We start from the raw sequence: 19,719 nt of genomic DNA, 5'->3' as shown, positions 1-19,719 counted from the left end.
GGACAAGTCGGCACTGCCGGATTTCGCCAGATGCTCGACCTGACACGCATCGACACCGACCCCTACGTGGACGCGAAATGGCTCCTCCCCCACCGTCAATTTCCGGCCAGTGGGCCCTTTGCACCGAAGCGGCTGGGCATGCCGGACGCGGTAGCAAGCACGGATGGCTGGGGATTTGCGTGGGCGAGCCAACAACGATCCGGAGACTGACACGAACCGATCTGGAACCAGGCAGTCCTTTGCTCCTCCCTTCCTCGCGGTGGGGGTGCAGATTTGCACGGCATCGAAGCAGACGCTGGCCACGCCCCGATCGGGCGGCACCACGCACATATTGCCAAGCCGCCGTTCCGCGATGCGCACCGATGGCGGTGAGGCGACCTGATCTGGTGGGACAATCAGGCCGTGCTCTATGCGCACGCCGGCGCGCGAGAGGTTCGACCTGGCTGGTACCAGGCCCTTCCAGTGCTGCGACGCGGGGGCGGTTTCCAATACATAGGCACCGCCCGGCAAGACTCAACCTCGCGATACAGCGCCGGCTCCGAGTTGCTGCGCCACCACCGTACCGTCGAAGAAGCTGGTATTCGCTTGCGTGTAGAACTTGTAGGGATTGCCGAAGACGTAGGCCTTGAAGTCCTCCGCGCTGAGGATGCCTTGCTCGACTAGCCCCCAGCTATTTGACAAGGCATGCTGCAAGTCAGGTACGTCCCAGTGGCCAACGTCGGAGGAATAGATCGCATTGATCTTGACCCCTAGCGGGTTCGCTTTGTCGTTGAATGCCGCTGCGATGGTGCGGTCGTCGGACTCCGAGCCGAAGAAGAAATTGTCCACCCAGCGGTCACGGATGTCCTCCGGCTTGTTGATGCCCGCAGCGGCAAAGTCTTCCAGTTCCGTGCCGGTGGGCTGGCGCGCGCCGCTGGTGTATGCCGCGCCTAGCGTATCGCGGATCAGGTCCTCGCCCTCGATAGAACGGCCTTTACTCAGGTCCGCGCCGTACTGGCGGAACAAGTCCGTGAGCAAGGCACGGTCCGTGGCGGCGGGATCGTATTGCTTCAGCCCTTCCAGGCCGCGTTTCTCGAAACGGTCGATCAGGTGAATGAACACATTGGCGCCCCAAGCCGCACCGCCTTCTAGCAAGGCCACACGCAGGTTCGGGAAACGCCACGTCACACCACCAAAGAACAGCGCCTTGGCGAACGCCTCCGAGGCATCGGCGAAGTGCCCGATGTGGTTGTTCATGTAATTGCTGATCGAGCTGCGGCCGGTCCAGCCCTGGCTGCCATAGTGGGTGGTGACGGGCACGCCCAATTCGGTCACCTTTGCCCAGAAGGGGTCGTAGTCATACTCACTGTCGATACCGTAGAAGTCGATGTACGAGGCATACTTCGCCACCTCCGGATGCTCCGCCGCCGGATACTTGTCGGCGATGGCCTTGATGGGTCGGCGCACGCCGCCGCTGATATTGATCACCTTGAGGCCCAGCGTCTTGACGGCGAACTCCAACTCTTCAATCCCTTCCTGCGGTGTATTCAGCGCGATGCCGGCCACCGGAGTCAGGCGGTCGCTGTATTTGCGGTAGAGGTCAGCGTGGTAGTGATTGACCGCACGCTGCAGCGCCTGACGCACGTCGGCGTCCTTCTCTGCCAGTGGCGCCAACACGTTATTGGGAAACAACACGGAGTAGTCCGAGCCCTGCTCGGCCTGCCGTTCGTAAAGCAGTTCAGGCAAGTGATAGGTGGCCACGTCCAGCGTGTTGCGCGTGACGCGTGCCCACCACGGCGAGCGGATGGTACGGTAGTACTGGCGCTCCTCGGGCGTCTGCTCGTACCAGTTCTTGCCGTTGCCGACGCCTTCTTGCGTGCGGCGCCGGGACGCCGATGCCTTGCGCAAAGCGTCGACCAGCTTCACGCCGCCGTAATTCGCCACATAGTCCTCCAGCGCCGGGGTGTAGTCGTTGGTATGGACGTCGGTGTCGATGACGGGATAGTCGAGTGCAGCCTTCACTGCCACCGACGGCGATGCGTTGTACCGGCTGAGACGGTCGTTCATGTGGGATCTCCGATTTAAATTGGATAGCACGGCAAGCCCTGTCGAAAAGGGACGATGGTGCCGGCCCCCGGGCCTGTTTGCATAGTTCATGCCATCCGCGATTTCATCCATCAGGTAGCACATGCCCATCCGCGGGGCCTCCGCGCTGCTGCGGTGACAACACTTGCGCACACGATCCCTGCCCGGATCGAAGCATCTTTCAGCGCGCAAAGGCCATATCTCCGGCTGGCCGGCAGGCATGCGTTTTGCAGCGGCCTTCCTTACCACTGTCCTCCATCAAACAACATGATCGCGCTTAGGCTGCCTGTGCTGCTCCACCGTCTTATCGTGCTTGCACTGATGCTGGTTCTGGCTCCCGCATTTGCAGAGAAGCTGCCAGCCGAGGTGCGCTTCGGGGTTTCCAACGCGGGCGTGGGCACGCCGCCGCGCGTCGGCACGGGCTGGCTGGCGGTAGCGCAAGCCAAGGGCTTTATCGAGGAGGAATTGAAGAAGGACAACATCAAGGTGCAATGGATCTTCTTCAAGGGACAAGGCCCGCAGGTCAACGAGGCCTTGACCAACGAGCAGCTCGATTTCACCACGCTGGGCGACCTGCCATCCGTGATCGGGCGTTCGGTCGGCATCAAGGCCAAACTGGTCATGGTGGCCAGCACGCGCGGCTACAGCTATGTTGCAGTGCGCCCGAACTCCGTCATCAAGACAATTGCCGAACTGCGCGGCAAGCGCGTGGGCTTTCACAAAGGCACGGCCACGCAGCTCGCCGTGGATCGGATTCTGGAGCAACATGGCATGAGCGAGCGCGATATCAAAGCGATCAACCTGGAGCCCGCCAGTTCGCTGGCGGCGTTCCAGACCGGTGACCTCGATGCGATCATCGGCACGCTGAACCTCAAGGTGCTTGAGTCCCGGGAACAGGCCAGGATCATCTACAGCACACGCAACAATCCAGTTGCGAGTGGGAACGGCCATGTGCTGGTGACAGACAAATTCTCGAGCACCTACCCAGAGCTAACCCAGCGCGTGGTTGCCGCGCTGGTCCGCGCCGCCAGCTACGCCTCGCAGGAAGCGCATCGTGGCGAAGTGCTGAAACTCTGGGCCTCTTCGGGGAGCATTCCCGCGGCGATCTACGACGAGGAACTGCGAGGGACTCCCCTTACCCATCGGCATTCACCGCGCTTTGACGACTATGTGCGTGCGTCCAACCAGCGCTCGATGGAAGACGCCTATCGCTTCAGGCTGATCCGAAGCCGCTTTGACGTGAATGCCTGGACTGACGACCGCTACGTGAACCGGGCCATCAAGGATCTCGGCCTGGATGCTGTTTGGCCGCTCTTCGATGCCGCAGCGCGACCTGTCGCGGCAAAATAGGAGCGCCAGCGTGGCAGCACCCGAACGCAATGAGCGGACATTGTTTCTACTGCAACAACTAGGCCAGTTCGACGGCGCGATACTCCGTAGCCTCAGGATTTGCCATCACTTAGCACAATGCAACGCGATAGTCCTACCGGTCAACCGCGACGGGGGAGAAAAACTAGTTGGGACTTGTGGTTCTCAGGTACCCGGGTAGACCGCTCACACTATTCTCGTCATCTACGCGCTGCGTTCCGATGCCGTGTGGAAAAGCGCTCGCGCCCCAAGCCCCAGACGCCTATTTCAGCAATCTCTCCGCGATCTCGAATAGCATGTCCACCTCAGTCAATGCGGATGCCGGCCCGCTGCGCAATGGCCCGCATTTGCGGGAGTTCCCGCTCAATAAGGGCCGACGCCGATGCAGCATTGCCATAGGCGGGTTCAAAACCATTCGCGATCAGCTGTCTCTGGATGGCGGGGTCGTTGACCGTGTCGGACAACGCCTTCTCCAGCCGTGCCTTGACTGTCGGCGGCAAGCCTCTCGGTGCTACAAGCACAGACCAGGCATCGACATCGACGCCGGGATAACCCTGCTCTTCCACGGTGGGCACATTCGGCAGCAGCGCCGAGCGGCGCTTTGTGGTGACGGCAATCGCCTTCACGGTACCCGCCTTGATCTGCGGCGCCGCTGCAGTGACCGTGTCGATAGCAAGCGGAATCTGTCCGCCGATCAGATCATTCATGGCTGGAGCGCTACCCTTGTATGGCACATGGACGATCTTTTCGCCTACTGCGTACCACAACAGTTCGCCCGCGAAATGCGCCGTACTTCCCTCTCCGAACGAACCATAGTTGAGCTTGCCAGGCGTAGCCTTACTCGCCTGGACGACGTCTTTCAGGGTCTTCGCAGGGAACGAAGGATTGGCAATCACTATCAGCGGCAGGCGCGTTGCAAACCCGATAGGCTCGAAGCTCTTCACCGGATCGTACTGAAGCTTTGACTGGATGGCCGGGTTGATGGTAAGGGTGGTTGTGCCAGCAGTAATCAATAGTGTGTAGCCGTCGGGCGCGGACTTGGCGACATAGTTTGCGCCGACGACCGTGCCCGCACCAGCTCGGTTCTCAATCACGACCGGCTGCCCGAGCAACTCGCCAAGCTTCTTGCCGAGCAAGCGACCCAGGATGTCCGTAGCACCACCCGCCGGATAAGGCACAACCATATGGATGGGGCGAGATGGGTATGTCTGAGCCAAAGCGCCGGCACTCAGGACGGAAAACATGATGGCAAAAGATACATTCGCCCGGAATCTATGCGTCATATCAGGATTGGTATCGACAGTTCCCCGCGTTGGCGGGAAATCAGCCATATTTTCGGTTGGGGGCGAGTCTAACGGTCTTTTCGCATCGGCAAACGAAAAAGAACGAATATCGATCCTCATACTCGACCTCGAACGCGTCCGTTATGCCGCGCATACGGAAGATGCGTAACTAGGAACACACCCACAACTACCGCAAACTGGCACTGCGTTGGTGGTGCCTGACTAGACTCGGGCATAGCTACAATCCATCCGTCGCTCCGCCGACTCCATTTACGGCATAGGAACTATGTGCAGCCAATATGTCGCGACGACGATACCCATCTCGTGCACAACACGCCTTCATGAGCGCTTACGGATCGGGAATGTGCATGAATACGGTAGCTCAAGCAGTTGAATACTCACTGGCTCCCGCCGCTAACTTCCGGCATCTGAGCTGGCGGTACCTTCCGCCGGGCTCATCCGCCTCGATAGCGCCGGAGCAGCCCTATTGGGAATGCGATAATGCAAACGGCGTCACGTCGTTTTCCTGACAGGCCGCGTAAGTACTCTGCACGCGGCCGCGTGGCATTCTCCCCGCACACTGGCCGCGCCCCATCAAGCCGTCGGCGCAGCGGCGTCGGGCGGTGCCAACGAAGCGCAAGAAGTCGTGAAGGCGGCCGGACTGGCTGCGTTACGCAGCTCCGTTGCTGAGTCGGACCTCGCGTCATTAATGTAGCTTCTTGCGGGAGAGAGCACTAGACCTCATGTTGCTATGATCTTGCTAGATCAATCTGTTCAAGTACGTTGACGGTTGTAACGTTGTGTTCTCAGGTAGCAACTCTTCATTTCGCGCACCGCGCTGTGCGACGCCGCGTAGCCGGCCAGCGTAGTGATTTTCGGAGCGAGTCCTTGACAATCTTGAGCTGATCGAACCGCTGCCACAAACCATCATGAAGCTGCAAAAGCGCTTCCCACAAACCTCTCCAAGGAATGCTGCGCCCAAGGTAGCGTTCAAGATCTGCATCTTCAACGACCTTGTCCAGCACGCACAGGAACTTGGCCTGCCAAAGGCGGTTGTGCGTGACGCAATCCGGAACTTGTGCCGCGGCACCCGCTATCGGACTTGCCTGGTGGATGGCGCCCCGCGTGTGGACCTGACGGGTCAGGAGGCGGGACATGTTTTAAAGGCCGATGCAGAACAGGCACAGCAACTGCAAGCCCATCATGCGGCGCAAGCGCTTTCTCAATCCTAGACTGCGTCTAAGCCCGACTGATTTGTGGTGGAGTGCGGTCGGCGCGGAGTTCCTGCGCCGACGGCACTCACGGAACCACGCGCGGCGATCGCCACTTGGCCTGCCTTCGTGTCGTAAGCGCCATCACCACCGAGGACTTCGATGTTCTCGTCGGTGGAATCTGATCCTGCAAGCCGCAGCAACGCTGCTGGCATCATCCACATCCCCGTGCGTCATAACGGCTGCGCGCACATTCCCAGTTTTGACGGCCAATCCCAGATGCACTTTGCGCCAACTGCGCCGCTTCGACTGGCGGTGCTTGCACACCTTCCATTCGCCTTCACCGAACAGCGCCCCCTGCTCTCGACCGCCAGGCGCAGTAGCTCATCGTTGCGATCCACCGTCGGCTGACCGCACCAGTCTTGTGCGCGACAGCTCATTCTCGAGTAATTGGGCACCGACAATGCCGGGGATGCCAGGAGGCACAAGCTCCGGGCGTGAAGCGCACGCAGTGGCAACCAATAGACCTGCTTGACCGCCAGCAGCATCTACATCGTGCCCCCGGGTAGGCACATGCCCTGCCGCGCTTAGGTTGGCCTGCATCAGCCGCCGCCGCTCCTCGAAACCATGGCCATGCACGCGAGGTGCCGCTATCATTGGCCCATCCAATCTGCCGACCAATGCCATGCTCCGAACCTTCGCCTTAATCGCCTACCTGCTGGTGCTGCTGATCCACGCCTATATCATGGTTCTGGAAATGGCGCTGTGGAAGACGCGCGGGCCGAAGGTATTTCACATGACACCCGCGAAAGCCGCCGAAACTGCTGCGATGGCGTCCAACCAGGGCCTGTACAACGGCTTCCTGGTGGCGGCTCTGGTACTGGGGCTGGTGGCGCGCGATGCCACTGTGGCAACGGCGTTCTCCATGTTCGGGCTAATCTGCGTGGCAGTGGCGGGCATTTGGGGCGGCATCACCATCAGCCGCCGTATCGTCTTGGTACAGACGATACCTGCAGTCTTGGCGCTGGCGCTCCGCGGATTTACCTGACGCCAGCTTATGGGGAAGTACCCCCCTATTTCAAGGTAAAAGTCAGCGTTCCATATCCAAGCTGGTCGAAACCCCCGCTGTTAGGACCATAGTCACCGCCACCACCTTCCACCCGCACCTTCTCTGCGAAGGCTTTCACATTGGGGGCGTTCATGCCTTTGAGTACCACATAGTGGTTGTACAGCAGTTCCCAGATCGGGCGCGTATCGCCACGAGACTTGTTTGAGATCGTCGCCTGCGTGACATCGCTGTTAGCAAACGGCGTGTAGGGCACGTCGTGGCCAAGGTTGTAACGGGCTACGTATTCAGCGCCAAGCAGGACGCGACTGCCGTCATAACCGAACAGATCGTCTCCCTGGCTCCATGCCATCTGGCAGAACGTACCAAGCAGCGCTATGTCGAGCATGGTGTGTCCCTGGTCACGTCCGCTCTCCTGCACCTGCCCGATTTCGTCATTGTGGACTTTCCACACGACGTGCCCAACGGAACCGTTACCAGCGCCATGCCTAAAATACTCGATCGCCTCATCGTATATGTCGCGGCGATCCGCGAGCACGCCAATGGCCAGCATCGAGTTCATGTTCGCGAGGTCCCAGTTCGCCCAGTAGTGGTCGATCTTCGCGCCGTTGTGGCGAACCAGGAAGTCGTGGTTCATTGGATAGAAGACGGCCAGCATCATGGCCTGGAAGCGGCGGAAGTCGGCTGGGTTCCAGTTCGAATAGCCCCGCAGAAGCTCTGCCGCGTTCGCTAGCTGGTAGCCATAGATCCCCGAGGCCAGGAACTTGTCCGACGTGCCGTCAATGGCGGTTAAAGTCGATGACCAGGAGTTCAGAATCCCGACTGCCTTGTCGGCATATGTGTCGTCGCCTGAAATCCTCCAGCGCAATGCCAAGGCATAGACAGCTGCGGCATCATTGAAGAGCGCCGCATAGTTCTCCGCATGTTGCCCGTCCGCACCCCGATATACGATCGGCTCCGGGTTCGGTCTCCAACCCAGCGACGCATGTCGATTGGTGACGAGCTTCTGCCAGCCGGCGGCCCAGGGCTGATTCCCGCTAGCGACCTTGACGCGCATCCGGTCGAAATCCTGCTGTGTGTGAAGCAGCCCTGGATGTACAAATGGACGGGCGTCGTTTGCCAGCGCTTTCGGGCTGGAACCGACAAGGACGCAGGTCACAAGGACCGCGCAGCCAATTGTCGCGAAGCGTGGGAATCGGCGGAGAGTGGACTTTGAAGACTGCACGATGACTCCAAAAGGCGTTGGCCCACAAGAGGAAGAACCCCTATAACGCTGGTGGCAGCGTAGAGGTTTACTGGCACGCGCGATCAGGTTGTCCTCTCCCCTTGGCTATGGAAGATATGGAAGAGGGCAACAAGCCGTTGGTCAGCTGTGATGCTAAAACCTTTCAGGTCCCCATGCGGATGGTTTGGCCGACGAGCCGGTACCGGAGATGGGGTGTAAGTGCAATCCGCACACCAGGGGCACGCACGGCCTCCGGCAGGTCGGCGGGAACGTCCAGCGCGAAGTGGTCGATGCGGAAGCACGGCGTCTCGGCCGGCAGCGTCGGGGATTCCGCCACGCTGCAAACCTATCGGCACGAGGTTGGAGCGACTGCTATTACATGTTATGGGCCGTCATGCAGCACAAGCAGGTTGCGCGTCAGCACCGCTCGGTTTTTGAGGCTGTAATCCAGCCCTTTGGCCGTGACGCTGCCCTCGGCAGCGCTCGATTTGCAGCCAAATGCAGTTACTCCTACAGCGGCTGTGCGTCGCCACGCGTTCTGGCCAGTCGCTGCTCGCTGCTCTGCATGGCCAGCTCCCGTGGAAGCATCCTGGATGCCCTCACGGGTGGCTTGTTCATCCATCTGGGCATCCATCCGGAATTGCTCGCCCACTCTCGGCGCATCCGCTGCCTATCGCAGCGGCCATGCGTACCTAGGATGAAATAGACATCACGCGGCGGACGCGCCATTGAGAAACACGCGCTCCACCAAGGCCACCATACCAGCTCTGGCGACGCGGCCGCGGCGTTCGGCATCCACCAGCCCGATAAGGATGGAGACCCAGATTTCGGTCAGTGCGGGCGCTGTGATGTCAATGCGAAACACGCCCTCATGCTGCCCGCGGAGGAAGAACGCGTCCAGCGCGTTCTCCCAATCGGCCTCCGCACTCGGTTCGGCCGAGGCATCTTTCCAGTAATACATCAGGAATGCCATCAGCTCCCGATGTTCCAGGTTGTTGGTGATCAGACGCTTGAGCGCCTCCAGCGGGGGCGACGCATTCAGGTCCGCCGTCTGGATAGCCTCGGTGATAAGCGTGGCGCTGTGCCTCATCAGCCGCTCAACCAACTGCTCGCGGCTGCGACAGAAACGGTAGAGCGTCGCCTTGCTGACGCCAATCGCTTTGGCCAGCTCTTGCAGGGTGGCGCGCGGTCGCTCGACCATCGCAAGTGCCAGGGAGGCCAGGAGCCTGTTGTCTTCCATTTGCGCGCTTGGAGCCGTCATTCATTCCTCAAAGATTTGATAGTAGATCAAATGAGTCTCTTTTGACTCATTCTGAGCCGTCGTCCGCATAGTCTCATCTCAGTGACGAATCTTGTTCATGGTTTTTGTCAAACGTCAACATTATTTGATCAAATGAATCTATTTTGATTCATTGGGAATTTTAAAGTACTATTTGACGCATAATTTTTCATTTCCAGTCTGAGGGATTCCAGTGATCATCGAACGACAAAGAGGGGGGTGGCGACCCATGATTGCGCTCGCCGCGGCGGTGTTGGCAAGCGGTTGTGGGGAGGCGGTGGACCATGCTAGGAACGTTGCAACGCCTTCCGTCGAAGTTGTGACAGTGCAGCCGCAACCCTTCGAACTGGCCAGCGACCTGCCTGGGCGTATCGAGCCGGTCCGTGTAGCCGAGGTGCGTGCTCGCGTGGCGGGGATCTTGTTGAAGCGCCATTTCGTAGAGGGCGCCGATGTAAAGGCTGGTGATGTGCTGTTTCGTATTGATCCGGCGCCGTTCAAGACAACGCTGTCGCGGGCGCAAGGCGAACTGGCCAAAACAGAGGCCGCGTTGTTCGAAGCCCAGGCCGTGGTCAAGCGCTACGAGCCGCTGGTGAAGATCGACGCCGTGAGCCAACAGGACTTCGATGCCGCGCAGGCCAAGTTCAAAAGCACGCAGGCCGCTCGGCAGTCGGCCCAGGCTGATGTCGAGACGGCTCAGTTGAATCTGGACTACGCCACGGTCAAAGCACCCATTTCCGGGCGCATCGGCCGGGCTCTAGTGACTGAAGGCGCACTGGTTGGGCACAACGAGGCCACTGCGTTGGCGACAATCCAGCAACTCGATCCGATCTACGCCGATTTCAAGCAGCCGGTTGCCGACGTGGTGCGCATGCGCGCCACCTTGGCCGACGGTCGTGCGGCCCACGGTGGTAAGGGCGCACCCATCTCGATCACCCTCGAAGGCACGGATCAGAAACGCGACGGGCAACTGCTGTTCTCCGACATCACCGTGGACCGTGGCACTGGCCAAGTCTCATTGCGCGGTCAGTTCGCCAACCCAGACGGCCTGCTATTGCCCGGTGCGTACGTACGCGTGCATACCAGTCAGGGTAGCGATCCGGAGGCAATCCTAGTGCCTCAGCGCGCCCTGCAGCGTAGCGCAGACGGTAAGGCGCAGGTGCTGGTCGTGGACCAGGACCAGGTCGTACAAGCGCGTCCAGTTCGGACCGGCGCGATGCGTGGCTCGGACTGGCACGTTCTCGAAGGCCTGAAGCCGGGCGAACGGGTAATCGTCGGTGGTGTCACTGCGGTCCGTCCAGGCGCAAAGGTCAGCGTCGCCGCAGCGACGGCTCCTGCAGGCAAGTTAGCCGCCTCCCCCTCTCCCAGCGATGCGCGCAACTGAACCCAAACGCCGCCAACGCGCGCATTCGCGAGGATCGAGCATGCCCAAGTTTTTCATTGATCGACCCAACTTCGCGTGGGTCGTCGCAATCTTCATCTCTCTCGCCGGCCTGCTTGCGATCCCGTCGCTGCCGGTCGCCCAGTTCCCGACAGTCGCGCCCCCCCAGATCACGATCAGCGCGACCTATCCCGGTGCCTCGGCAAGCACCGTGGTCGACTCGGTGATCAGTGTCATCGAGGAGGAGCTCAACGGCGCCAAGGACCTGCTGTATTACGATTCGTCCAGCAGTTCCTCCGGCATCGGCGAGATCGTCGTTACCTTCCAGCCCGGCACCGACCCGAGACTTGCCCAGGTGGACGTGCAGAACCGTCTAAAGAAGGCAGAGGCCCGGCTGCCCACCGCGGTCACCCAACAGGGCATTCAGGTGGAGCAGGCCAGCGCCGGCTTCCTGATGATCTACTCCCTGACTTACAAAGGGGACGCTGCCGGCAAAGACGTGGTCGGCTTGGCGGACTACGCCGCGCGCAACATCAACAATGAGATCCGCCGCGTGCCCGGCGTTGGCAAGCTGCAGTTCTTCGCGGCCGAGGCGGCCATGCGGGTGTGGATCGATCCGCAGAAGCTGCTGGGTTACGGGCTGTCGGTGGCGGACGTCAATGCCGCAATTGCCGCTCAGAACACGCAGGTGCCCGCTGGGGCCTTCGGCAGCCGCCCAGGCGGCGCCGAACAGGAGCTGACCGCCACCATCGCCGTCAAGGGCACGCTGGACAACACCGACGAGTTCGGTCGGATCGTGCTGCGTGCAAACGCCGACGGCTCCAAGGTGACGTTGGCGGACGTCGCACGCATGGAGGTTGGCCGCCAGAACTACAACTTCGACTCGCGCATGAACGGTAGGAATGGCGTAGCGGCAGCCGTGCAGCTGAGCCCTGGCGCTAATGCCCTGCAGACCGCAAAGGCCGTCAAGGCCCGCCTGCAGGAACTGTCGAAGACGTTCCCGGCCAACATCGAGTACTCGGTGCCTTACGACACTTCTCGCTTCGTCGACGTGGCCATCGAAAAGGTGATCCACACCCTGGTCGAGGCAGTGGTGCTGGTGTTCCTGGTGATGTTCCTGTTCCTGCAGAACTTCCGCTATACCCTGGTGCCCACTGTCGTGGTGCCGGTGTGTCTGCTGGGCACGCTGGCGGTGATGTACGCGCTGGGCTTCTCGGTCAATATGATGACCATGTTCGGCATGGTGCTCGCCATTGGCATCCTGGTCGACGATGCCATCGTGGTGGTGGAGAACGTCGAGCGGCTCATGGCTGACGAAGGACTGTCGCCGCGCGACGCCACGGTCAAGGCAATGCAGCAGGTGTCCGGCGCCATCGTGGGCATCACCCTGGTACTGTCTGCGGTTTTCTTGCCACTGGCCTTCATGAGCGGGTCAGTGGGTGTGATCTACCAGCAGTTCTCGCTGTCGCTGGCGGTCTCGATCCTGCTCTCCGGCTTCCTCGCCCTGACCCTGACCCCCGCACTGTGTGCCACCCTGCTCAAGCCGATTCCCCGGGGCCACCACGACGAGAAGAAAGGCTTCTTCGGCTGGTTTAACCGCAAGTTCGCCCTGCTTACCAGCCACTTCGAGCGCATGAACTCGCGCCTGCTGCGGCGCACCGGGCGCTACATGATGATCTACGCGAGCATCGTGGTGGTGCTGGGATTCTTCTATACGCGACTGCCTGAGTCATTCGTGCCAGTCGAGGACCAGGGCTACTACGTTGTTGACGTGCAGTTGCCCCCCGGTGCTGCCCATGCACGCACTGAGGCAGTGGCCAAGAAGCTGGAGGACTACATAATGGCACGTAACGGCACGGCCTCGAGCACCCTGCTCATGGGCTTCAGCTTCTCCGGCACCGGCCAGAATGCCGGATTGGGCTTCCCTACACTCAAGGACTGGTCCTTACGTGGTGGAAAAGGGAAGTCGGCCTCGGACGAGGTGGCGGCCTTCAACACGCATTTCGCTGGACTATCGGATGGCAAGGTGATGGCTGTGGACCCGCCGCCCATCGAAGGCCTGGGTAACTCCGGTGGTTTCTCCCTGCGCCTGCAAGACCGGGGCGGACTCGGCCGGAAGGCACTGATGGCCGCCCGCGATACGCTGCTGTACAAGGCCAACACATCGCCGGTCTTCCTCTACGCGATGATGGAAGGTTTGGAAGACGCGCCGCAACTGCGCTTGAACATTGACCGGGAGAAGGCCAAGGCACTGGGCGTCGGTTTCGACACCATCAATCATGCGATTTCCAGCGCCTACGGCTCGGCTACCGTCAACGAATTTGCCAATGCCGGTCGCCTGCAGCGCGTAGTGGTGCAGGCCGATGTCAGTGACCGCATGACACCCGAGAGCCTCCTCAAGCTCAACGTGCCCAACTCCAGCGACGAACAGGTGCCGCTGAGCGCCTTTGCCACCATTGCCTGGGAGACCGGCCCGGTCCAGATCTCGCGCTACAACGGATATCCCGCCTTCAAGATATCTGGCAACGTCGCCCCAGGCCACAGCACAGGTGAAGCGATGGCCGAAATCGAGCGCATTGTCTCCGAGCTTCCCGAGGGTATCGGCTACGAGTGGTCCGGCCTGTCCTACCAAGAGAAGTTCGCCGGCGCCCAGGCACCATTCCTGTTCGGATTGGCCATTGTGGTGGTGTTCCTGCTATTGGTGGCTCTGTACGAGAGCTGGGCCATCCCTGTCTCGGTGATGCTAATCGTTCCGATCGGCGCATTGGGCTCGGTGCTAGCCGTGACGGTGCTGGGCATGTCTAACGATGTCTACTTCAAGGTCGGACTGATCACCATCATCGGTCTGGCCGCAAAGAACGCCATCCTGATCGTGGAGTTCGCCAAGGACCTGCGCGAGCAAGGCCATACGCTGGTCGAAGCGGCGATCGAGGCTGCGCGGCTGCGCTTTCGTCCCATTGTGATGACCTCGCTGGCATTCATCCTCGGTGTGGTACCGTTGGCAATCGCCACCGGCGCCGGCGCGGCCAGCCAACGGGCGATCGGCACCGGCGTGATTGGCGGCATGCTGACCGCTACCCTGCTAGGCGTGATCTTCGTCCCGATCTTTTTCGTCTCCGTGCTGTCGCTGTTCGCGCGCAAGAAGATGCAGAAGCAACAACCCAATGAGCCTGCGCTTCCAGCGAGCCACGAGGGCGCGGAATGAAACCCATCAAAACCATCTCCAAACATCTGCCGCTGTGCGCGCTGGCCGCGAGCCTGGTGCTTGCGGGCTGCTCGCTTGCACCGACCTACCAACGTCCTGCAGCGCCCATTCCTGAGGAATGGAGTTTCGCGGAAAAGAACTCTACGCAGGCCCCCTCCGCGGCCACCATGGATTGGCAAACCTTCGTTACCGATGAACGGTTGCGCAAACTGATCGAGCTAGCGCTGGACAACAATCGCGACCTCCGACAATCCCTGCTCAACATTGAGGCGGCACGCGCCCAGTACGGCGTGCAACGCGCTGACCAACTACCGGGACTCAGTGCGCAGGGCGGCGGCGCGCGGCAACGTGTGCCCGCCGACCTGGGTGCCTCAGGACGCACGGTGATCCAGGAAAGCTACCAGGCGGGAGTCGGGCTGACAGCGTTCGAGCTCGACTTGTTCGGCCGCGTGCGCAACCTGTCGGAAGCGGCGCTGCAGGAATACCTGTCCACCGAAGAAGCCGCCCGCGGTGTTCAAATCACCCTGGTAGCCGAAGTGATCCAGACCTACCTAATGCGCGACAGCACGCAGCATCGATATGTCCTGACCGTACAGACGCTGGAGTCCAGGGAGGCCTCGCTAGGGTTGATCAGGCGTCGACGTCAAGCCGGAACAGCGACGGCGCTGGACTACCAAGAGGCGCTAGGGCTGACAGAACAAGCGAAGGTCGAACTGGAGCGCATCGATCGCGAATTCCGGCAAACCAGCAACGCACTTGGCCTGCTGGTGGGTGTGAGAGACCTGAGTGCCTACCTGTCGAAGTACCCGGCCACCAGCTCTCTCCTGGTACAGGATATTGCCGCCGGAACTCCCTCCGATCTTCTGATATACCGTCCCGACATCCGGGCCGCGGAATATCAACTAAGCTCACGCAACGCCAGCATCGGTGCCGCGCGCGCAGCGTTCTTCCCGCGCATCACGTTGACGGGACAGTTCGGCAACTCTAGCGCGGACCTGGTGGACCTGTTTAGTGCGGGGCAGCGCGCTTGGTCCTTCGCTCCGCAGATCATCTTGCCAATCTTCGACGGTGGCCGCAACCGCTTCAATCTAGATCTGGCCACGGTCAGGAAGGACATGGCCATTGCCGCGTATGAGAAGAGCATCCAAACTGCCTTCAAGGAAGTCTCCGACGCACTGGCAGCCACCGGCACGCTGCGCCGCGAAGAAGCGTCGCAGCGCGCGCTGGTGCAAAGCAGCCAGGAAGCGCTGCGATTGGCCCAGGCACGCTACAGTGCCGGAGTCGACGACTACCTGCGCTACCTGGACGCCCAACGCAGCGACTTCCTCAACCAGACCGCACTGATCGAAGTGGGCGCGCAGCGACAGATCGCATTGGCGACCTTGTTCAGAACATTGGGAGGCGGCTGGCGTGCCGAGGCGGCGGCCCAGGACAAAACGACGCATATCAAGGAGCGGTGAGAATGCGACGGCCAGTCTCAACCGCGTCTTCTGGCGTCTTGGCTGCACGGGACTAGGTGCGGCCTCCGGTTATTCAGCCGGGGATGAGGGCCGCACATGATCAGATGACACAGCGCCACCCGCTGTTCGCGACGTCAGCCGGGTCCGTTGTTTGATCTCGACGGCAGTCAAACGATACCAATACCCAAGGAGATTCCATTCTGCCCAGCCTCAAGAGCGGCCCCATTGTCCTTCGCTGTATAGGCCTGAGACAAGCGTCACCCGTGGCTAGTGTCGTGCTCCGTTGATTCGCTCGCAAAATCTACCGAGCTTGACGAGAATTGCATCGGCGGAAGGCGTGTCATGGAATGCGGCCGCAATCTTGGTTTGTCATAGTGGCCCGCCGACGCGGGCTGAAAACCATACACATTGCACAAGTGCATCCCCAATGGCCTGTCCGCGCTGGCATATGCACTTCACCCCAACCTTCACAACCTTCAATTCAATGCGGACGCAGCTATGGCCGCCCTACTCAGCGCCAACAGATCTTCCCTCGTGTGATGACACAAGACTTCCACCTCGCCTCCGATCTGCCGGCGTGGCGGCGTCTGCGCATCGCACACACCCTGGATACGCACCGGACAGCGATCGAAGAACGGACAACCCGCGGCGGGCGCACCCGCGCCGGCCTCCGTAGCTTTGACGGCCAATGCATCGAGCCAGCCAAGCCGCAATTGGGGCACGGAAGCGCTGAGCAGCTCGGCATACGGATGATGCGGCGGATGAGCCAGCGCATCGCGCGGCGCCACCTCCACAACCCGGCCGGCGTACATCACGACCACCTCGTCGCAGATCGAGCGCACGGTGTTCAGGTCATGGCTGATGAACAGGTACGACACGCCCAGCTCGCGCCGGAGTTCCGCCATCAGCTCCAGGATAGCGGCGCCCACCACGGTATCCAGCGCCGACGTGACTTCGTCGCACAGGATGAGGTCCGGCTCAGCCGCCAGGGCACGCGCCAGGTTCACGCGCTGCTTCTGCCCGCCCGAGAGGCCTTGCGGCGAGCGTTGCGCCACACTGGACGGTAGCTGGACCAGCCCTAGCAGCTTCGCGACGCGCTGGCGCAGCGCGTCGCCACGCAACCCGTGGTAGAGCTGCAACGGCCGCGACAAGATGTCTTCGACCGTCTGGGCCGGGTTGAGCGCGGTATCCGCATTCTGGAACACGATCTGGATGCGGCGCAGCTGCTCGCGACTGCGATGTGCGAGTTCCGGTGGCAATGGCTTGCCGTCGAACGTGATCTCGCCACGCGCCGGCGGCATCAGGCCGGCGATCACGCGGGCCAGCGTGGTCTTGCCCGATCCGGACTCGCCGATCACGCCGATGGTCTGGCCGCGCCCCACGCTCAGGTTGATGTCGTAGAGCACGCGCTTGGCCGGCAAGCCGTCGGCACCGGGCCGGCCGTACCCGGCCTCCAGCGCGGCGATCCGCAGCAGTGGCTGTGCCGCCGGCTCCGCGGCGGACGTGGCCGGATGCGGCAGCGGCCTGGCGGCCGCCAGCAGGCTGCGCGTGTATTCGTGCGTGGGCGCCTCGATGATCTGCTGCGTGGAGCCGGTTTCCTGATGGTCGCCGCGGCGCAGCACCATGATGCGGTCCGCGATCTGCGCGACTACGGCGAGATCGTGCGTGACATAGACCGCCGTGGTGCCGCGGTCCCGCACCACGCTGCGAAACGCGCGCAGCACTTCAATCTGCGTGGTGACGTCCAGCGCGGTGGTCGGCTCGTCCATGATGACCAGCGCCGGATCGGTGATCAATGCCATGGCGGCCATCAGGCGCTGCAATTGCCCGCCGGACACCTGGTGGGGATAGCGCTCGCCAATATGGTCCGGATCGGGCAGCGCAAGATCGCGGAACAGTGCGATAGCTTTCTTCTGGGCCTCGCTGCGCGGCATGACCTTGTGGATCAGCGCAGCCTCGACCACCTGGTCGAGAATCGTCCTGGACGGGTTGAACGATGCCGCCGCGCTCTGCGCGATGTAGGCCACCGTACGGCCGCGCAATGCCGAAAACTGACGTGGGGACAGTGCGAGTACGTCGGTCTGCCCGATGCGGATATGGCCGCCGGCGATGCGGCAGCCCTGCCGGGCATAGCCCATCAACGCCAGCGCCGTGGTGGTCTTGCCGGAGCCGGACTCCCCGATCAGCGCCAGGACTTCGCCCTTGCCGATCGAGAAACCAACCTTGTTGACGATGGTCTGCTCGGACCCGTCCGCCGCCTTCGCGACGATATGCAGGTCCCTGACTTCAACCAGATCGCTGGAAGCGCTGGACAGGCCAGACGGATTGGACTGGTTCGCGCTCATCTCAGTGTCCTTGCTCGTCACGCCGTGCGTGCCCGGGAAGATTGTCGATCAGGAGGTTCACGCCGATGGTCAGCGTGGCAATGGCAATGGCCGGGGCGATCACGGCCACGGCGCCCTGGTCCAGGCCGCCGATGTTCTCCCGCACCAGCGAGCCCCAGTCCGCAAACGGCGGCTGCACACCCAGCCCCAGGAAGCTCATGCCGGCCAGCAGCAGCACCACGTAGACAAAGCGCAAGCCGAAGTCGGCCAGCACCGGGCCCATGATGTTGGGCAGGATCTCGCGGCGCATGATGTAGGCAAGCCCCTCGCCTCGGGTGCGCGCCACCAGCACATAGTCCATCGTGTTGATATTGACCGCGAGCGAGCGCGAGATGCGGAACGCGCCGGGTGTATAGGCGAGGGCCGCGGTGAGGATCAGCGTCGGGATCGACGAGCCGAACGCTGCCACCACCACCAGCGCGAACATCTTGCTGGGAATCGCCACCAGCACATCCAGGCTGCGGCTCAGCGCCCCGTCAATCCAGCGGTTACTCACGGCTGCCAGCAAGCCCAGCGTCACGCCCAGGCCGCTGGCAACCAGCGTGGCGATCAGCGCCACACCAACCGTGTAGCGCACGCCCATCAGCACCCGGCTGAGCATGTCGCGACCGAGATAATCGGTGCCGAACCAGTGCGCCAGACTCGTCGGCGCGAACACGTCGACGCCGTTGAGCATCTCGCCGGGGTCATATGGCGCGAGCACGGGGCCGAACACGATCATGGCCAGCCAGAACGCCACGATCGCCGCACCGATCCAGGCTGTGGCCGACAGGCGCGGAAAACGGCGCGGACGAAGGACGGCCTCGGCATCCTTCGCTGCGGGAGTGAGAGCGTGGTTCATTGGTGGCGCAGTTTAGGGTTGGAGACAATGCTGAACACGTCGGCGACGGTGACCAGCATCAGGTACGCGGCGCAGAAGATCATGGCGCAGGATTGCACCAACGGAATGTCGCGCTGGGAAACGCCGTCGACCATCAGCTTGGCAATGCCGGGGTAGTTGAAAATCGTCTCGATGATGATCACACCGCCGAGCAGGTAGGACAGGCTCAGCGCAACCGCGTTGGCGATAGGGCCCACCGCGTTGGGCAGGGCGTGCAGCAATACCGTGCGCGCCGGGGAAGCGCCCTTGAGGCGCACCATCTCGATATACGGCATGCGTAGCTGGTCGATCACCGCCGCGCGGGTCATGCGCACCATCTGGGCAATGATGACCAGGCACAGGCATAGCACCGGCATCGCAAACGCGCGCAGCATCTGCCCGAATGAATAGACGTCGCTCATGCTGGAAAGCGCCGGCAGCCAGTGCAGCTTCACGGCGAACACCAGCACCGCGAGCGTGGCCACCAGGAACTCCGGCACCGAGACCACGGCGACCGAGCCGACGCTGATCGCGCGATCGAACCATGTACCGCGCCATACCGCCGCCGCGATGCCGAGCAGCAGCGCCACGGGCACCGAGATGAGCGCGGTGGCCGCCGCCAGCATCAGCGAGTTCGGCAGGCGGCGGCCGATCAGCGTGGCCACCGGCATCTTGCTCACCAGCGAATCCCCCGGCTGCCCGGCCACCACGCCGCCAAGCCACCTGAAGTAGCGTACCGGCGCGGGGCTGTCCAGTCCCATCTGCTGACGCAGCGCGGCGACGGCCTCGGGCGTGGCGGCCTGGCCAAGCTGCTCTTGCGCGGCGTCGCCCGGCAGCAAGGCGGTAATCGCAAACACGAGCACAGACACGGCTGCCAGCGACACCACGGCCGCGCCCAGGCGCGTCGCGAGAAGTCTGAGAATGAGTAGATTCATGA

General features: G+C 61.9%; 14 protein-coding genes and 1 pseudogene. 6 read left to right on the top strand and 9 right to left on the bottom strand.

All coding sequences use genetic code 11. From position 1 onward, the window contains the following. Positions 1-513: 513 nt before the first annotated feature. Positions 514-2,046, bottom strand: coding sequence for an amidohydrolase family protein (locus AC1RQK_RS10140; protein ID WP_492808872.1), 1,533 nt, complete (start codon positions 2,044-2,046; stop codon positions 514-516). Positions 2,047-2,100: 54 nt separating this feature from the next. On the opposite strand from AC1RQK_RS10140, the gene AC1RQK_RS10135 reads away from it, so the two are divergent. Then, a complete protein-coding gene (locus AC1RQK_RS10135) occupies positions 2,101-3,414 on the top strand; it encodes an ABC transporter substrate-binding protein (protein ID WP_492808870.1) in 1,314 nt (437 codons plus the stop codon). A gap of 323 nt (positions 3,415-3,737) precedes the next feature. Here AC1RQK_RS10135 and AC1RQK_RS10130 read toward each other — a convergent pair whose 3' ends face one another. Both AC1RQK_RS10130 and AC1RQK_RS10125 read right to left on the bottom strand, forming a co-directional pair. Continuing rightward, positions 3,738-4,715: a Bug family tripartite tricarboxylate transporter substrate binding protein gene (locus AC1RQK_RS10130; protein ID WP_492809085.1), complete on the bottom strand. Its 978-nt coding sequence runs from the start codon at positions 4,713-4,715 to the stop codon at positions 3,738-3,740. 763 nt (positions 4,716-5,478) lie between these two features. Beyond that, positions 5,479-5,642, bottom strand: a pseudogene (locus tag AC1RQK_RS10125) (IS6 family transposase); the annotation flags it as partial. Between the two features lie 2 nt (positions 5,643-5,644). Between AC1RQK_RS10125 and AC1RQK_RS10120 the strand changes: the two are divergent. Together AC1RQK_RS10120 and AC1RQK_RS10115 are read left to right on the top strand one after the other, a co-directional pair. Beyond that, entirely contained in the window at positions 5,645-5,947 is a 303-nt protein-coding gene (locus AC1RQK_RS10120) for a ProQ/FinO family protein (RefSeq protein ID WP_492808869.1), read from the top strand. 664 nt (positions 5,948-6,611) lie between these two features. Next, positions 6,612-6,974 (top strand): DUF1304 domain-containing protein, encoded by a 363-nt coding sequence (locus AC1RQK_RS10115; protein WP_492808867.1) that lies wholly within the window; start codon positions 6,612-6,614, stop codon positions 6,972-6,974. 25 nt (positions 6,975-6,999) lie between these two features. Here the strand turns inward: AC1RQK_RS10115 and AC1RQK_RS10110 are convergent, their stop codons facing one another. The 3 genes from AC1RQK_RS10110 to AC1RQK_RS10100 form a co-directional block, all read right to left on the bottom strand. After that, entirely contained in the window at positions 7,000-8,217 is a 1,218-nt protein-coding gene (locus tag AC1RQK_RS10110) for an alginate lyase family protein (RefSeq protein WP_492808865.1), read from the bottom strand. Positions 8,218-8,599: 382 nt separating this feature from the next. Beyond that, a complete protein-coding gene (locus AC1RQK_RS10105; protein ID WP_492808863.1) occupies positions 8,600-8,839 on the bottom strand; it encodes a hypothetical protein in 240 nt (79 codons plus the stop codon). Between the two features lie 87 nt (positions 8,840-8,926). Further along, positions 8,927-9,457 carry a TetR/AcrR family transcriptional regulator gene (locus AC1RQK_RS10100; RefSeq protein ID WP_492808862.1) on the bottom strand — a complete coding sequence of 177 codons (531 nt, stop codon included), beginning with the start codon at positions 9,455-9,457 and terminating at the stop codon, positions 8,927-8,929. Positions 9,458-9,725: 268 nt separating this feature from the next. Here AC1RQK_RS10100 and AC1RQK_RS10095 point away from each other — a divergent pair, with 268 nt between their 5' ends. From AC1RQK_RS10095 to AC1RQK_RS10085, 3 genes are read left to right on the top strand one after another with little or no spacing between them, the layout of a single operon-like run. After that, positions 9,726-10,877, top strand: coding sequence for an efflux RND transporter periplasmic adaptor subunit (locus tag AC1RQK_RS10095; protein WP_492808861.1), 1,152 nt, complete (start codon positions 9,726-9,728; stop codon positions 10,875-10,877). A 40-nt stretch (positions 10,878-10,917) separates the two neighbouring features. After that, the gene (locus tag AC1RQK_RS10090; RefSeq protein ID WP_492808859.1) at positions 10,918-14,079 is read left to right on the top strand and encodes a multidrug efflux RND transporter permease subunit; all 3,162 of its coding nucleotides are present in this window, start codon (positions 10,918-10,920) and stop codon (positions 14,077-14,079) included. Further along, on the top strand, positions 14,076-15,539 hold the full coding sequence (locus tag AC1RQK_RS10085) for an efflux transporter outer membrane subunit (RefSeq protein ID WP_492808857.1): 1,464 nt from the start codon (positions 14,076-14,078) through the stop codon (positions 15,537-15,539). Before AC1RQK_RS10090 ends, AC1RQK_RS10085 begins: the two co-directional genes overlap by 4 nt. Positions 15,540-16,015: 476 nt before the next feature. Here AC1RQK_RS10085 and AC1RQK_RS10080 read toward each other — a convergent pair whose 3' ends face one another. The 3 genes from AC1RQK_RS10080 to AC1RQK_RS10070 are packed head-to-tail and all read right to left on the bottom strand — an operon-like array spanning position 16,016 to position 19,717. Next, complete coding sequence (locus AC1RQK_RS10080) at positions 16,016-17,884, bottom strand: ABC transporter ATP-binding protein (RefSeq protein WP_492808856.1); 1,869 nt, start codon at positions 17,882-17,884, stop codon at positions 16,016-16,018. A 1-nt stretch (position 17,885) separates the two neighbouring features. Then, a complete protein-coding gene (locus AC1RQK_RS10075; protein WP_492808854.1) occupies positions 17,886-18,764 on the bottom strand; it encodes an ABC transporter permease in 879 nt (292 codons plus the stop codon). Then, entirely contained in the window at positions 18,761-19,717 is a 957-nt protein-coding gene (locus tag AC1RQK_RS10070) for an ABC transporter permease (protein WP_174425320.1), read from the bottom strand. The genes AC1RQK_RS10075 and AC1RQK_RS10070 overlap by 4 nt, the downstream gene beginning before the upstream one ends. Positions 19,718-19,719: the final 2 nt, after the last annotated feature.

The sequence above is a fragment of the Cupriavidus sp. GW822-FHT02D05 genome (assembly GCF_058802485.1).
The sequence above is the reverse complement of the archived record's forward strand: the minus strand, read 5'-3'. Positions and strand labels throughout refer to the sequence as shown.